This is a genomic window from Leucobacter sp. VD1, from assembly GCF_037150695.1.
Classification (GTDB): Bacteria; Actinomycetota; Actinomycetes; order Actinomycetales; family Microbacteriaceae; genus Leucobacter.
This window is the reverse complement of record NZ_JBBCPO010000002.1, coordinates 263,913-278,612: the sequence shown is the minus strand read 5'-3', so window position 1 is coordinate 278,612 and position 14,700 is coordinate 263,913. Positions and strand designations below refer to the sequence as shown.

Genomic DNA, 14,700 nt, shown 5'->3' with positions numbered 1-14,700 from the left:
CGTGAATTCCTACGCGAGTGCTAGCCAACGATCGGCCTTTCCTCGGGGAGCTTGAAGAGACGGGAACGGCTCGACGCCGCCACAGCCGAGGCCAGCGTCACCGTGCCGACGCGGCCGGCCCACATGGTCGCCGAAAGAATGTACTTTCCAGGGTCTGACACCTCGCTCGACAACCCCGTCGAAAGCCCGCAAGTGCCGAATGCCGAGATCACCTCGAAGAGCACCACATCGAGCGGGCGGCCCGTCAGCTGCAACAGCGCAACCGTCGACACCAGCACGATCGTCGCACCCCAGATGAGAATCGACACCGACACGCGCAGCACCTCGTCGGGGATCCGCCTGTCGAAGACCTGAATGTCACGGTAGCCGCGGGCCTCGGCGTATGCGGCGAGGAACAGCACCGCGAGCGTCGTGACCTTGATGCCGCCAGCGGTCGACGCCGATCCGCCACCCACGAACATGAGCATGTCCATCACCAGCAGGGTCGAACCGTTCATATCGAGAGGATCGATGATCCCGAGCCCGCCCGATCGGGTCATCACCGACATGTAGCCAGAGCTCAGCAGCGTCTCCCAGAAGCCCTGCCCGCCGAGCGTCGCCGGGTTCGAATACTCAAGACCAGCGATGGCGAGCCAGCCCACGATCACGAAAATGAGCGTCGTGGCAAGCGTGAGCTTCGCGTGCAGACCGAGACGCTTATGGGCGCGCCAACCGCCGCCGGTGACATACCGGTAGAGCGCGAAAATGACGGGAAAGCCGATGGCCCCGAGAAACACGCCGACAGCGAGCACGCTCAGCAGGTACAGATCGGTGCTGAACGGCTCCAGCCCGCCAGGCAGCGGCACAAAACCCGTGTTGGTGAACGCCGAGGCCGCAAGGTAAAAACCATTCCAGAGGGCGTGCCAGAAGTCGTAGCCGGCCGCCATGAGCCGGGGGGTGATGAGCGCGGTGAGCGCAACCTCGATGACTACCAGGCTCGTCGCCACCGCGACGAGCAGGCCGCCGATCTCACCCAGACCCACAGCCTGGCTCTCAGACACGTCGCGGCCCATGCGCATCGGGTTCGTATCGCCTGCGGCGAGTAGGCGCTGCCGCAACCCCAAGCGGCGGGTGACCGTGAGACCCAGAATGCTCGCCAGGGTGAGCACGCCGATGCCGCCGATCTGCAGGCCGGCAAGAATCACCAGCTCACCGAACAGCGACCAGTGGCTCGCCATGTCCACTGTTGACAGCCCTGTCACGCAGATCGCCGAGACCGCCGTGAAGAGCGCATCGGCAAGCGGGGTCATGGTGCCCGAGCTGCTCGCCCAGGGCAACGACAGCAGCGCAGTCCACAGCAGGATCAGGCTGGTGAAGACGAGCAGGGCGAAGCGCGGCGGGGAGGACTGGATCATGGTGTTGATCCACGACTTCCCCGAGAGCGAAGCGGAGGCCCGACGGCTCACAGCGCGTGCCCTCACGGATCCTTCTTCCCCTGCGGCAGTGCGAAACCGGGAGGTCCGGTTCGCTCGATAGCAGTCATGCTACACAGGCGGAGCGGATCAAGCACGACGGGCCGTGGGGCGAGAAACGCGCAGGCCGACTACCCTGGGGAGCATGCCAGATATTTTCGGGGTCATCGCCGATGCCACCCGCCGCGACATTCTCCGCGCGCTGCTCGAACGCCACCAGCAGGACACTGAGATGAGCGTCTCCGAGATCGTCGGGCAGCTCGAGATCAGCCAGCCCACCGTGTCAAAGCACCTGAAGGTGCTGCGCGAGGCTGAGCTGGTGACCGTGCGCGAGGAGGGGCAGCACCGGTTCTACGCGCTCAACCCCGAGCCGCTGGAAATGGTCGAAGACTTCGTGATCCCATTCCTCTCAGCAGGCTTCGACACCGAGGTGACCGTCGAATACCTCTCCGAGGACGGCGATCGTGTGCCCGGGCCCGACGGCGACGATCCCTTCGGCGAACCCGTCGCCGACGGCGAAGTGCTCTCCGAAGAGACGGCCGCTGCGGCCGAACGCATCGGCCGCGCCGCCGCGCGCGCCGAGCATCGGGTGAAGGAACTGGTGGCCCGCTTCAAGCTGCGCGCGTAGCACGCTGCCGGGATCCGCTTCGCTCTCGTTTCGCACTCATCGGCGAGAGTGAGTAATATAAGTGTTTTGTGGGCCGCGATACCTTCGGCCCGAGAGACGTTGTGAGGTAATCGTGGGTTCAGTAATCAAGAAGCGCCGCAAGCGCATGTCCAAGAAGAAGCACCGCAAACTGCTGCGCAAGACGCGTCACCAGCGTCGCAACAAGAAGTAGTCGCCCCGGCGGCGCCGCTTGCGGCGTCACCAAAGCGCGAGACGCGAAAGGGCGTCGGGCCACGGCTCGACGCCCTTTCGTCGTATCAGCGGTCTACACTTGTCGATCGTGACAACTGTGCAGATCACCCTCATCGGCAAACCCGGCTGCCACCTCTGCGACGACGCCCGCGATGTCATCGCGGCGGTGCGCGAGGAGCTGGAGCAGCGAGGGATCAGCACCGAGCTGAGCGAACTCGACATCACACAAGATGCCGCACTCGCGCGCCGTCACGCCGAGGAGATTCCGGTGGTGCAGATCAACGGCCGCCGTCACGCGATCTGGCGTGTCGACGCTGCCAGGCTCACCGCCGCCATCGAAAAGGCAGCGCGCGGCCCGCGGCTGTTCTCACGGAACTGACCACACCTGAAGGAGCCCCCCATGACCCTGCGCCACATTGTGAGCTGGAAGTTCGCCGGAGAGACCCGCGCGGATCGCGACGCCCAAGCGGCTGAAGCGATCGCCATGATCGAGCCGCTGCGCGAGCGTGTGGCCTCGGTGCGCGCACTCTCGCTGCACCGCAACGAACTCTTCGACGGTGCCAACTACGACCTGACGCTCATCGCCGACTTCGACGACGCCGAAGGGCTCGCCGCATACGCCGAACACCCCGAGCACCTGCCCGTCGTGGCCTACATGAAGACCGTCACCGCAGCGCGCGCCGCAAGCGACTTCACCGTCTGAGCACCACATGAGCCACAAGGCCGCACTCACCGCGCAGGAGTTCCTCGACCACGCCGACCACACCCTGCTCGCAAGCGATACCACCCCCGAGCAACTGGCCGATTTCATCGCCGACGCCGAAACGTTGGGGGTGAAGCGCGTCTGCGTGCTGCCCTCGCTGTTGCCCGTTGACAAGCGGGGGCGCGAGATCGTCACCGTAGTGGGCTTCCCCACGGGGGCGCACGCGAGCGAAGTGAAGGCGGCGGAGACGCGACGGGCTGTGGCCGACGGTGCCGACGAGATCGACGTCGTGGTGAACCTGGGCCTGGTGCGAGCGGCAGACTGGCGTGCCGTCGAAGCCGATCTGCGTGCGGTGCGCGAAGCATGCCCCGGGCTGGTGCTCAAGGTGATCCTCGAAACGGCCGCACTGAGCGACGAGGAGATCGTGGCCGCCTGCCTGGCCGCGGAGGCTGCGGGCGCCGACTTCGTGAAGACCTCGACGGGCTTTCACCCCGCCGGCGGGGCGAGCCTGCACGCCGTGCAGCTGATGGCGCAGACGGTGGGTGGACGCCTCGGGGTGAAGGCCTCCGGCGGCATCCGCACCGCGACGGCCGCGCGGGAACTGTGGGCTGCGGGTGCGACCCGCTTCGGCGTATCCGCCACCGCGCGCATTCTCGCGTCGTGGGACGACGCGGGGCACCCGGAGGCTGGGGCTACCGGCTCCTACTGAGTCGGTTCAGCTGGCCGCGCGCACCCGATACTCGCTCGGGGTGACCCCGAGTAGCCGCTTGAAATCGGTGGTGAAGTGGGCGTGATCGGCGTAGCCGAGATCGCTTGCGAGGGCCGCGATGCTGAGTTCCGGGTGCTCGCGCAGCTGCTCGGCGCCCTCCTGAATCCGGCGGCGGCGGATCATCGAGTGCAGTGACAGCCCGAAGCAGCGATCGGCGAGCCGCTGCAGGGTGCGTGTGGAGGCGTGCAGCCGCTCGGACAGCTGGTCGACGCGCACGATGCCCGGGTCGGCGAGCGCGTCGGCGAGTGCGTTCGCGAGCGCCCCGTCGCACCCCGCGAGCGAGTCGGGCTCAGGCAGGCGCGCCGCGATCCACTCCGAGAGCAGCGCTGCGGCCTCGGCGCGGCGCTCATCGCCCGATGCTGCTGTGTCGGTGATAGCGCGGGTCACGGCTGCGTGCAGCTGCGGATCGTCGACGGGGCGTGCGGAGTCGCGGATCGCGCCGGGGTGCGGGGCGAGCACCGGCACGGCCGCCGGACGCAGCAGGGCCCCCACGGCCCAGCCACGACCCGTCAGCACCCGCTCGGAGCGACGGGTGGCGGGGCCGACAACGCTGACACCGGACGGCTCGACGACGAGATTGCAGGCGGGAAACGGCAGCACCTCCTGTCGAGACTCCTGCCCGGCCGGCAGATCCCACTCGGGAATCCACAACCAGCGCACGGCGCGCTGCACGCTCGGCGGCGGAGGCAGCCTGTGGAAGGAGGGCAGGCGCTTCGGATAGAGCACCCCGCGCCGATCCTCATGCATGGCTTCCTCCGTCATCGGCCGCGGTTCCAGCGCTGCGAGAACGTGGCGCGAATCTGCAAGCCGCACCTCGAAGTCGATCCTACGCTGAGGGCATGAACGCACACGAGACCCGCGCCGCGAACGGCGCCCACACCACCGCAGGCATGCCGCACGGCGCGACAAGCCTCACCCCCTTCCTCGCGATCCCGGGGGCCGCCGAGGCGATCGAGTTCTACCGCGACGTCTTCGGTGCGCGCGTGATCGACGTCACCGAGATGGGCGGGGCCGTGGTGCACGCCGACCTCGACTTCGGCACGGGCCACCTGCAGCTGGGCGAGCCGATGCCCGACTACCACCTCGTCGCGGCGCCCGCCGGTGATGACGACTGCTATTCGATGGGACTGTACGTGCCCGACGTCGACACCGTCGTGGAGCGGGCCGTCGCCGCGGGCGCCACCGTGCGCGAGGCCCCGACAGACTTCGTCTCGGGCGACCGCTTCGCGAGCATCCGCGACCCCTTCGGCGTGCGTTGGTCGGTGATGACCCGGGTCGAGGATCTTTCAGAGGAGCAGAGCGTCGCCCGGGTGCGCGAGTGGGCGAAGTCGTTCGAGGGGTGAGCCCGCGGCGGGCAGCTACTCGGCCCCGGTTTCCGTTTCGGGCGTGTGCAGATGCAGGCGCTCGCCGACGGTGTTGAAGATGCTGATGACCTCGGCGGGGCGGGTGCCCGCGGCGCGCATGCGGTGTGGCACGGCCGTGTCGAACTCGGCGGCCTCGCCGCGGCCGAGCACCAGCTCTTGCTCGCCGAGGGTGAGCTGCAGTCGGCCCGACATCACGTAGAGCCATTCGTGGCCAGGGTGGGTCTGGGGAGCCCGCTCGGGTGCATCCGGGTGGTAGGTGATCTTGAACGCGCGCACCTCGGATTCCTCACGGGTGAGCGGTGCGATGGTCATTCCTTCCCGGCGGATCGCGCTGCGGTGCACGCGGGGGTCGCGGTCGCGCGGTTCGAGCAGGTCGTCGACGCGGATTCCGAGCTGCCGCGTGAGGGGGAGCAGCAGTTCGAGGCTCGCCTGCCGCTTGCCCGATTCGAGGCGGGAGAGGGTGCTCGCCGACATGCCGGCGCGCTCGGCGAGGTCGTCGAGGGTCCATCCGCGCTCCTGCCGGGCCGCGCGCAGGCGGGGTCCGAGCCGGCGCAGTTCGTCCATCACGCACCATCCTTGCCAATTCTGCAAACCTAATTGCAAGTATTGCATGGTTGGCGGAGGCTGGTGGCATGAACGATCGAACCTGGGACACCATCGTGATCGGCGGCGGTGCCGCGGGGCTCAGCGCGGCGCAGGCGCTCGGCCGCTCGCTGCGCCGCACCCTTGTTATCGACGCCGGCAGCCCCCGCAACCGCTTCGCCTCGCACATGCACAACGTGCTCGGCCTCGACGGCACCCCACCTCTCGAACTGCTCGCCCGCGGGCGAGCCGAGGCCGAGCGCTACGGGGTCGAGTTCCGTGCGGCATCGGTGCTCGCGGTGCGCGACGGCGGCTCCGCAGGCTCCGGATCGCGGAGCGCTCTGCAGCTCGTGCTCGACGGCGGCGACACGATCGAGGCTCGCTCCGTGATCGTCGCAACCGGTGTCACGGACGCCCTGCCCACCATCCCCGGCCTCGCCGAGCACTGGGGTGAGCGCGCGCTGCACTGCCCGTACTGCCACGGCTGGGAGGTGCGCGGGCAGCGCATCGCCGTGGTGGCCGCGTCGCCGCTGGCGATGCACCAGGCGCGACTGCTGCGGCAGTGGACCGACAGCCTCACCGTCTTCACCGCCGGGCTTGGTGATCTGACGTCCGAGGCGCGCCGCGAGTTCGCGGCTCGCGGCGTGCACCTCGTTGCCGAGCCGGTCACGGAGATCGTCGGCGACGGGTCCCGCATCACGGCCGTGCGCACCGCCAGTGGAGAGGTCGCCGTCGACGCGGTCTTCACCTCTGGCGAGCTCGTGCCACACGATGGCTTCCTCACCGAGCTCGAGCTCGACCGATCGGAAACCCCGATGGGCTCGGTCATCGCGGTTGATCCGACAGGGCGCACGAGCCACCCCCGTGTCTGGGCCGCGGGTAACGTTGTGAACCCCGCTGCCTCGGTGCCGATCGTGATGGGCGCGGGAACGCTCGCCGGAGCCGCGGCGAACGCCGCGCTCGTCGAAGAGGACTACGCGATCGCCGTCGCCGCCGATGACCCAGCCGCAACCGCCGCCGCAGACCCCGCGCCCATCGCCCCCGGCCACCACGGGACCGACCACGAGGCCGCACACGACGCCCGCCACCCGCACCCCGACCCTGACGAGGATCCGGTGGTGTTCTGGGAGCGACGCTACGGCAGCGCCGGACCCATCTGGTCGGGGCACGTGAACCGCTCGCTCGCCGACGCGACCGCGGGCTGGGTGCCTGGCCGCTCGCTCGACCTCGGCTGCGGCGAGGGCGGCGACGTGCTGTGGCTCGCCGAGCAGGGCTGGCAGGCTACCGGTATCGACCTCTCGGAGACCGCCGTCGCACGCGCCGCAGCCGCCGCACGCGAGCAGGACCTCCCGGGAGCCCGTTTCATCGCGGCCGACCTGGGCGACTGGGTCGAAGATCCGGCCGCAATCGACGGCTCTGACCACGGCTTCGACCTCATCACCGCGAGCTTCCTCCAGTCGCCCGTCGAACTGCCCCGCGAGCGCATCCTGCGCGCCGCCGCCGAGCGCGTTGCGCCGGGTGGCAGCCTCGTCGTCATCTCGCACGGCGCGCCGCCGCCCTGGGCGCAGGGGCACGCCGGGCCCTTCCCCACCCCGGAGAGCGAATTCGCGCTGCTCGACCTCGACCCGGAGCAGTGGTGCATCACCGCCGAGTCCCGCAAGCGAGCCGCCATCGCTCCGGACGGCTCGGACGCCATGCTCGACGACACTGTCATTGTGGCAACTCGCACGGCCGCGGGCCCGCCTGCTCAGTAGGTGGCGCAGGGGCTGCCGGCCTGGGCCGCCTGCGCTGCCGAGCAGCCCGGCCCCACCGAGGCGCGGCCGAGATAGAGGCGCACTCCGTTCGTACCCAGACCGTCGAGCACCCCCACCCGCATCGCGGCAACCTCGTAGCGGCCCGCCGGCGGTGCCGTCGGCTGCCCGGGCACCCAGTCCGGGGGCGGCGGGTCGCCCGAGGCCGGGAAATTCTGCGCATTGACGGTGATGCGCAGAATGTTCGACAAGAACAGGCCCGTATAGAGGCGCGACACCAGCGTCAGCAGCGCGCCGGTCACGCTGGCGAAGCGGGTGGGCAGGTCCGTCACCACCGGCAGCACCCCGTCGACGACCCCGCTGATCACGCCTCCCGTGCCTGCCACAAGCGTGGCACCCAGCAGATCGACCACCGGTTTCAGTACCCCCTTCGTGAGGAGGTCGGTGAGCCCGCTCAACAGACCGCCGAGCAACTGCAGCTCGGTGGAGACGGTGCCTGGCTTGTTCACGCGCAGATCGGCGAGGCTGCCGTTCACCGTGACCGCGATCTGCCCCACATCGACGAACGGCGTGATCGCCAGGAGTCGCGCCTTCAGATGTACCGAGATCGTTGACGAGATCTGAATGTTGTTGACGGCGCTCACCAGGCTTGTCTCGATGTGACCGAGCCAATCGGAGAGGGCGGCCGTGAGGCTCTGGGTCAGTGCGGTGAGGATCGCCGGGTCGGCGAAGAGGTTCGTGTTGGGCGGCAAGCCATTGAGCCCGTTCCCGACTCGCTGCGGGTACGCCTTCTGCAGGAGCGCGCTCGTGCTGATCGCCACAGTGCCGTTTCTGGCGTCGATAGTGACCACGCGGCCGCTGTCGCTGAAGGGGGTGTTGACCAGCGCGCGGGTGGGCCCCAGATCAACGCTCGCCGTCAGCGTGTTCAAGGTGATCGACCCCAGCGACAGCAGCGGGGTGCTGATCAGGCCGTTGAGCAGTGCGGCAACCCCCGACTCGATCCCCGGTTTCACGCTGTTCTGGCCGATGAGCCCGTTGGTGATGCTCTGCACCTGGCCCAGCAAGGTGTCGAGACCGCCCGCAAGAGCGCCCGCGGTCGGCGAGGAAAAGGTCAGATCGGCCGACGACGCCAGATAGCGGCGTTGCAAGCCAGAGACGATATCCGACGCCGCCGAGGAGGCCAGAGCTTGCTGCGCCACACCGCTCTGCGAGCCCCACGCCTGCGCGCAGGTGTCGAGCTCGGCTTCACCCGAGACTGCCCCCACTTCGAGCGACAGATCGGAAACGTCGCTGAGGGTGTTGCCGAGACCCACATTGCCGAGTAGCGGCGAGTTCAGCAGATTCGAGAGCTTGAGCGTTGCGAGACGGGGATAGCCACCGCTCTGAGGGTTGGCGAGGCCGATACCGCCCGAGTTCGTGACATAGCCGCCGGCGCCGTGGGCGAGCCCGTCAGTGCGGGCCTGCCCGAACTGACTGACAACACCCGTGCTGTTGTCGGCAGGCAGCTCGAGCAGACCCGTGAGCGGCACCCGCAACGCGGAGAGCGCACTCACCGTCAACGGATCGATGAATGCCCCCTCAAGCCCTGAGACGGGTGTACCCGCCGAACCCACAGCCCGTGCACCGTTGTTCGTCACCGTGACGCCCTCGGCACCGGCGAAGCTATCCAGGTTGGTGCTGAGCAGCGCGCCGCTGAGTGAGCGCCCCTCGCCGCGAGTGGCGAAAGCGCTCGCCGCCGCGCTGCACGTCGAAGTGCCGACCGCGCTGGAGTGCACCCACTCGGTATCGTTCCAGCTGGCGTTCGTGGTGATCGCGCTCTGCGCCACCAGCGCAGTCGACACGAGCAGTGCGGCCCCCGCCGCGCTGATGCCGCGCCCCCGACGCTGCCGCTGAGCGCGCCTCACGACCGCGCCCCCGAACGCCGCCGCAACGCGAGCACCGTGCCCACCCCGAGCAGCCCCACCGCCAGGGTGCTGAGCGGCAGCGCATCGGCGCCCGTCACGGCCAGCGGCATCACCGAACCGCTCGCCGGGAGCGAGCCACCGCCGAGAGACGGCACTGGCGGCGGCACCGGTTCGAGGCCAGCCGGAGCCGGATCCGTCAACTCGCCCGAAGCGTGCACGCCGAGCCCGACGATGGCCAGTCTCCCCGTGAACGCTTGGGGATCAGCCGTGGCAGGCAACGCCAGCGTCACCAGTAGCTGGCGCGGCTCCGAAGCCCACAGCTGCGCGAGCTCCACCCGCCGACCGTCGCGCGGCAGCGCATCGAGGCGCGTCGGGGCGAGCACACTCACCGCAGCCGACGAGCAGATGGCCTCACCAGCCTGACCTGGTTGAAACGTGAAAGAACCAGCGCAGCTTTCCACTCGCGCCGTCAGGCCGCGCAGCTCGTCAGGCACCACCGCAGTGACAAGCTCCACCGCCAGCGTGCTCTGCGGGGCACCGCGCAGTTCGGCCTCGACGAGCCAGTGCGCCGTATCACCAGGGGCGAGCTGCGCCCACAACGGAGTCGCGCTGTCCACGCTGATGCGCAGCACACCAGGGTCTCCCGTCTCAGTGATCTCCTCGAACACCGCAGCCGCACGCGACGCGGTCAGCAGCGCCCCCGCGCAACTCAGCGCTACGAACAGCACCAGCAGGCCTGACACTGAACGATGCCTGATCATGCTCCCACCTCCGCTGCATGCCTGGCGCGAGGCAGCGCACCGCTCGCGGGTGCCGGTGGTGCCGCGGGTGCAGGCACGGCTGCGGTGTCGGTGCTGGTGGGTGGATCAGGCTCGGGATCCGCCCCGGCGACCACCCCGGCTGCCGGCTCGGGATCCGCCTCGCGACGGCGCGGCCAGAAAGCCCAGGTGACGAGCACCCCGACACCGATCACGAGCGCCCCCATTGCAATCGGCGACTGCATCAGCATGAGCGCGCCACCCAGAAATGGCACCGCGGCCACCACACGGCGCGCACTGCTCACCGTGTAGGGCAGTGCATCCGGCGTCTGGTTGGCATCACCCCGCAGTACGATCTCGCGCGCTGCCGGGTCTGCCCAATCCGGCAACGCCCCACCGGGAACCGTCGCCCGCACATCGATCCCGCCGGCCGGCTGCGCAGACACCTCGCGGATCTCGACAATGCGGTGCGTAACCGGCATCGCAGCACCCGCACGCTGCACAGTCACCACATCGCCGAGCCGCAACTGCGGGGCGTCCACAGGCACCGTCACCGCGATCGAACCCTGCGGCATCGTCGGGCTCATCGAACCGGTGCGAAACGTGATCAGCGCAGCTCCCGAGATCGACGCGTAGGCGAACCATGCGACCAGGCCGACCGCCACGGCGACGAGCACCGCCGTCACCACCGCTCCCAGAACCCTGCCGATCATGCTTGTCACCCCCTCGATCGCCCGACCCAGTTCCCCCGGTTCTTCCAGTTCCTCCGGTTCCCCGCTCACGAAGCTGGAGAGGCGCCCCTGAGTAGCGCCTCGCCGAGCCTCACCCCGACACTGAGCGGAACTCCCACGCCGGCGCGATCGTTCGACCCTGCAAGGCATCGAGCGACGTGGCGGTGAGGCCCGCCTGCAGTGTGGCCGGCAGCCGCAACGCGAAGCAGTAGTGCTGCGTCGACCCGGCCTGGGCGTCAAGCGTCTGCGTTGTCGAAGCCGCCGTGTCGAGGGTGACATCGCTGATCAGCGGGGTGCCCCAGCTGGCAGCGTTCGCAGCGGTGCAGGTGTGGGTCGGCCCCGCAGGCGTGGTGCGCTTCTCTGTGTAGACCGTGACGCGAATCGACTTCCAGAGATCCTGGCTATTGTCGACGACGGTCACCGCCGTTGCGGGCACGGCCTGATTGAGTGTCACCGTTGCTGCCGCAGAGTCTGAGGTCGTGCGCAGCGCGACGGGGGCGTAGATGGTGTCGCCGGGCGACAGTGTGATCGCACCGGCGGTGAAGGTGAGCCCGCCGCCGGAATTCGTCTCCCGGTTGGCCCAGCTGGGCTCCACATCCGAGAACGGTGAAGTGGTGTTCTGCCGCACCTCGAACGTGCTGGTGCCCACACCGGGCACTCCGCCTGCGCCGCCCCAGACCCACTCCGAGTCGTTCCAGCTGGCGAGTGTGTAGGTGGCCCCGATTCCGACCACGAGGGCCCCGGCTGCAATAGCGGCGATCTTCCGCGTGTTCCGCGTTTTTCGCGAGTTCCCCAATGGTGTGTGCTGTGTGGACAACGTCGTCCCCTCCCCTGAAGCGGCGGAGCCGTGCCCGCTCGCACGCGGCGCGCGGGGCTCCTGATGAACCCGCCCCCGGCCCGCGAAGAACATTGGATCGGCTGCGGTGAGCACACACTAACAGCAGAAAAATCCCAGGCCAAAGGCATAATCTGAGATTTCAGATAGAGGATTCTGCGACCTCAGCGGCAGGCGGATCGGCTCTCAGTAGTGCCGTCAGGAAACGCAGTAGCCCCGCGCCTCCACACGGGAGGGCACGGGGCTACTCAACGGTTGAGCTGCTTACGGCAGCAGGCGGTTCGGGCCGCGGAAGAGGTAGGTCACCTCTCGGATCGACGACTGCTGCAGCAGGAGCATGAGCACACGGTTCAGGCCCATGCCGAAGCCGCCGTGCGGGGGAACGCCGTAGCGGAAGAAGTCGAGGTAGAAGTCGAGCTCCTTCGGATCCATGCCCTTCTCGATGGCCTGCGCCTCGAGCACCTCGATGCGGTGCTCGCGCTGCGCACCCGTAGAGATCTCCGTGCCGCGGTAGATGAGGTCGTAGCTGTTGGTGAGCTCGCTGTCACCCTCGTGGCGCATGTGGTAGAACGGGCGGATCGACCACGCGTAGTCGGTGAGGAAGACGAAGTCATGGCCGTACTTCTTCTTAACGTGCGCGGCAATACGGCGCTCGCCCTCGGGATCCATGTCGGCGTCGGCGCGAGGAATCTCGTAGCCTTCGGCCTTCACGATCTCCTTCGCCTCAGCGAGAGGAATGCGCGGAAACGGGCGCGACGGCACCTCGAGCTCGATGCCGAAGAGCTTCTGAATCTCCTCGCCGTGCTTCTCCTTCACGGCGGAGAGGCCCGCGACGATGAGCTCCTCATGCAGCTCCATGACGTCTTCGTGCGAGTCGATCCAGCTCAGCTCGGTGTCGATCGAGGTGAACTCGGTCGCGTGCCGCGAAGTGAACGAGGGATCGGCGCGGAACGCCGGGCCCACCTCGAAGATGCCGCCGAAGCCGGCAGCCTGCGCCATCTGCTTGAAGAACTGGGGGCTCTGCGCGAGGAACGCCTTGCCCTCGAAGTACTCCACCTCGAACAGTTCGGCGCGCGACTCGGAGGCCGAGGCCATGAGCTTCGGCGTCTGAATCTCGATGAAGCCGCGGTCGACCCAGACCTGGCGCAGCGCGTGCAGAAAGGTGGTCTGCACACGGAACACGAGATTCTGCTCGGGGCGGCGCAGATCGAGGAAGCGCCAGTCGAGGCGCACATCGATGCCGCTGTCGGCGGCGATCGGGTTGTCGGGCAGTGCCTTCGCAACGACCTCGATCTGCTCGATCTGAATCTCGACGCCGCCGAGCTTCACCCGCTCGTTGTGCTGCAGCTCGCCCTCGACGGTGATGAAGCTGCCGTGAGTGAGCTCGCTGATCGTGGTGGTGCGCGGCACGAGGATATCGGAGCGCGGGTTCTCGGGATCCGCCTCGCGCAGCACACCGCCGTTCACCAGCTGCACCGCGCCGCTCTCATCGCGCAGCACGACGAACTGCACGTACCGCTGGTCGCGCACTTTCTCGACCCAGCCGGAAACACGCACGGGGCCGTCTTCACGGGCGGCCAGATCCTTGATCAATACACGCTCAGTCACCCGCACAGTCTACCGGGCCGGGCGCGCCCCGGCGGCGTGTAATGCGGGGTGCTGCGCCCCCGCAGCCCGGGAACTCCCAGACACGGCGAACGTAGAATGGAGCCGTGAGCGACAAACTGCTGCATCTGGTGCGCCACGGCGAGGTGCATAACCCCGACCGCGTGCTGTACGGCCGCATCCCCGGCTTCCACCTATCCGAGCTCGGGCACCGCATGGCAGAGGCCGCGGCGCTCGAACTGGCGGGTAGCGACCGCGTCGCGGTGAAGCTGATCGCCTCGCCCCTCGAGCGGGCGCAGCAATCGGCGCGGCCCATCGCCAGCGCATTCGGCCTCGAAATCTTCACCGACGAGCGCATCATCGAACCGACGAACGTGTTCGAGGGCATGGTGAAATCGGGTGAGAACTCGGTCTTCAAGAACCCTCGCTACTGGTACCGCTTCGCGAACCCGCTGCGCCCCAGCTGGGGCGAACCGTTCCGTCAGATTGCCTCACGCATGCGCGAGGCAATGGACGAAGCGTGGGAGACCACCCGCGGCGGAGACATCGTGATGGTGTCGCACCAGGCCCCCATCTGGGTTGCGCACCTCGACGTGACAGGCAAACCGCTCGCGCACAACCCTGCGAAGCGACGCTGCGACCTGTCGAGCATCACCACCTTCGAGAAGCGTGGCGAACGCTGGTTCGAGGTCGACTACCGCACGCCGGCAGCCGGGCTGACCGAGGGCGCCGTCGATGTGGGGGCCGTATGAACTCGCGCATCAGGGGGCGGATCCGCCGCACCGCGCTCGCCGTGCCGCTTGCCGCGGCGCTGCTGCTCACCGGCTGCGGCGGCGGTGAGAACCTCGCGCAGCAGTGGGAGGAATCGAGTGGCAAGAACTTCGTGTCCGGTGACGGCTCCTCGCTGAGCATCGCCCCCGCCGAGCGCACCGAACCCGTCGAATACTCGGGCAAGACCGAGACCGGCGACACCTTCGGCTCGGCCGATACGCTCGGCAGCGTCACCGTCGTCAACTTCTGGTACGCCGGCTGCGCACCGTGCCGTGCCGAAGCCCCCGACCTCGTCGCCGCCTACAACGAGTTCAGCCCGCAGGGCGTGCGGTTCGTGGGCGTCAACACCCGCGACCAGCTCGCGCAGGCGCAGCAGTTCTCCGAGCAGTTCGGCATCGAGTACCCCTCGATCTTGGACAATGCCGGCGGCCGTGAGGTGCAGCGCGCCTTCGCCGGCCAGGTGCCCCTCAACGCGGTGCCCACTACGCTCGTGCTCGACGCCGAGGGGCGCGTCGCGCACCGCGTGCTCGGGCAGCTTGCCGGTGAATCGCAGCTGCGCACCCTCATCAACGAGACCCTTGCCGAGAGCGGCGAGACGAAACCAGGCGAGCAGTAGC

17 protein-coding genes are annotated in these 14,700 nt (G+C 68.5%); 9 read left to right on the top strand and 8 right to left on the bottom strand.

Features of this window, described 5'->3' with window-relative positions; genetic code table 11:
• Positions 1 to 20 precede the first annotated feature (20 nt).
• Positions 21 to 1,394 (bottom strand): TrkH family potassium uptake protein, encoded by a 1,374-nt coding sequence (locus tag WFL22_RS06645; RefSeq protein WP_336652678.1) that lies wholly within the window; start codon positions 1,392 to 1,394, stop codon positions 21 to 23.
• Between the two features lie 202 nt (positions 1,395 to 1,596).
• On the opposite strand from WFL22_RS06645, the gene WFL22_RS06640 reads away from it, so the two are divergent.
• The 5 genes from WFL22_RS06640 to deoC all read left to right on the top strand — a co-directional run bounded on the left by WFL22_RS06640 (position 1,597) and on the right by deoC (position 3,722).
• Positions 1,597 to 2,079, top strand: coding sequence for an ArsR/SmtB family transcription factor (locus tag WFL22_RS06640; RefSeq protein ID WP_336992001.1), 483 nt, complete (start codon positions 1,597 to 1,599; stop codon positions 2,077 to 2,079).
• Between the two features lie 112 nt (positions 2,080 to 2,191).
• Positions 2,192 to 2,290, top strand: a complete 99-nt coding sequence (locus WFL22_RS06635; RefSeq protein WP_005504750.1) for a 30S ribosomal protein bS22 — start codon at positions 2,192 to 2,194, stop codon at positions 2,288 to 2,290.
• A gap of 108 nt (positions 2,291 to 2,398) precedes the next feature.
• The gene (locus WFL22_RS06630) at positions 2,399 to 2,689 is read left to right on the top strand and encodes a glutaredoxin family protein (RefSeq protein ID WP_336991999.1); all 291 of its coding nucleotides are present in this window, start codon (positions 2,399 to 2,401) and stop codon (positions 2,687 to 2,689) included.
• A 21-nt stretch (positions 2,690 to 2,710) separates the two neighbouring features.
• The gene (locus tag WFL22_RS06625) at positions 2,711 to 3,013 is read left to right on the top strand and encodes a Dabb family protein (RefSeq protein WP_336991998.1); all 303 of its coding nucleotides are present in this window, start codon (positions 2,711 to 2,713) and stop codon (positions 3,011 to 3,013) included.
• Positions 3,014 to 3,020: 7 nt separating this feature from the next.
• A complete protein-coding gene (deoC, locus tag WFL22_RS06620; protein WP_336991997.1) occupies positions 3,021 to 3,722 on the top strand; it encodes a deoxyribose-phosphate aldolase in 702 nt (233 codons plus the stop codon).
• A gap of 6 nt (positions 3,723 to 3,728) precedes the next feature.
• Here deoC and WFL22_RS06615 read toward each other — a convergent pair whose 3' ends face one another.
• Positions 3,729 to 4,529: a helix-turn-helix domain-containing protein gene (locus tag WFL22_RS06615; RefSeq protein WP_336991996.1), complete on the bottom strand. Its 801-nt coding sequence runs from the start codon at positions 4,527 to 4,529 to the stop codon at positions 3,729 to 3,731.
• 92 nt (positions 4,530 to 4,621) lie between these two features.
• Between WFL22_RS06615 and WFL22_RS06610 the strand changes: the two genes are divergently transcribed.
• The gene (locus WFL22_RS06610) at positions 4,622 to 5,125 is read left to right on the top strand and encodes a VOC family protein (RefSeq protein WP_336991995.1); all 504 of its coding nucleotides are present in this window, start codon (positions 4,622 to 4,624) and stop codon (positions 5,123 to 5,125) included.
• 15 nt (positions 5,126 to 5,140) lie between these two features.
• Here the strand turns inward: WFL22_RS06610 and WFL22_RS06605 are convergent, their stop codons facing one another.
• Positions 5,141 to 5,710, bottom strand: a complete 570-nt coding sequence (locus WFL22_RS06605; RefSeq protein ID WP_336652603.1) for a helix-turn-helix domain-containing protein — start codon at positions 5,708 to 5,710, stop codon at positions 5,141 to 5,143.
• Positions 5,711 to 5,778: 68 nt separating this feature from the next.
• Between WFL22_RS06605 and WFL22_RS06600 the strand changes: the two genes are divergently transcribed.
• Complete coding sequence (locus WFL22_RS06600; protein ID WP_336991994.1) at positions 5,779 to 7,482, top strand: FAD-dependent oxidoreductase; 1,704 nt, start codon at positions 5,779 to 5,781, stop codon at positions 7,480 to 7,482.
• Here the strand turns inward: WFL22_RS06600 and WFL22_RS06595 are convergent.
• The 5 genes from WFL22_RS06595 to aspS all read right to left on the bottom strand — a co-directional run bounded on the left by WFL22_RS06595 (position 7,476) and on the right by aspS (position 13,315).
• The gene (locus tag WFL22_RS06595) at positions 7,476 to 9,383 is read right to left on the bottom strand and encodes a choice-of-anchor G family protein (protein WP_336991993.1); all 1,908 of its coding nucleotides are present in this window, start codon (positions 9,381 to 9,383) and stop codon (positions 7,476 to 7,478) included. The genes WFL22_RS06600 and WFL22_RS06595 overlap by 7 nt on opposite strands.
• Positions 9,380 to 10,144: a hypothetical protein gene (locus WFL22_RS06590; protein ID WP_336991992.1), complete on the bottom strand. Its 765-nt coding sequence runs from the start codon at positions 10,142 to 10,144 to the stop codon at positions 9,380 to 9,382. The genes WFL22_RS06595 and WFL22_RS06590 overlap by 4 nt, the downstream gene beginning before the upstream one ends.
• Complete coding sequence (locus tag WFL22_RS06585) at positions 10,141 to 10,854, bottom strand: hypothetical protein (protein ID WP_336991991.1); 714 nt, start codon at positions 10,852 to 10,854, stop codon at positions 10,141 to 10,143. Before WFL22_RS06585 ends, WFL22_RS06590 begins: the two co-directional genes overlap by 4 nt.
• A 109-nt stretch (positions 10,855 to 10,963) precedes the next feature.
• Positions 10,964 to 11,668 (bottom strand): SipW-dependent-type signal peptide-containing protein, encoded by a 705-nt coding sequence (locus tag WFL22_RS06580; RefSeq protein WP_336992388.1) that lies wholly within the window; start codon positions 11,666 to 11,668, stop codon positions 10,964 to 10,966.
• A 303-nt stretch (positions 11,669 to 11,971) separates the two neighbouring features.
• Positions 11,972 to 13,315 carry an aspartate--tRNA(Asn) ligase gene (gene aspS, locus WFL22_RS06575; protein WP_336652609.1) on the bottom strand — a complete coding sequence of 448 codons (1,344 nt, stop codon included), beginning with the start codon at positions 13,313 to 13,315 and terminating at the stop codon, positions 11,972 to 11,974.
• Between the two features lie 104 nt (positions 13,316 to 13,419).
• Between aspS and WFL22_RS06570 the strand changes: the two genes are divergently transcribed.
• On the top strand, positions 13,420 to 14,064 hold the full coding sequence (locus tag WFL22_RS06570) for a histidine phosphatase family protein (RefSeq protein ID WP_336652610.1): 645 nt from the start codon (positions 13,420 to 13,422) through the stop codon (positions 14,062 to 14,064).
• Complete coding sequence (locus tag WFL22_RS06565; RefSeq protein WP_336991988.1) at positions 14,061 to 14,699, top strand: TlpA family protein disulfide reductase; 639 nt, start codon at positions 14,061 to 14,063, stop codon at positions 14,697 to 14,699. Before WFL22_RS06570 ends, WFL22_RS06565 begins: the two co-directional genes overlap by 4 nt.
• The last annotated feature ends 1 nt before the right edge of the window (position 14,700 follow it).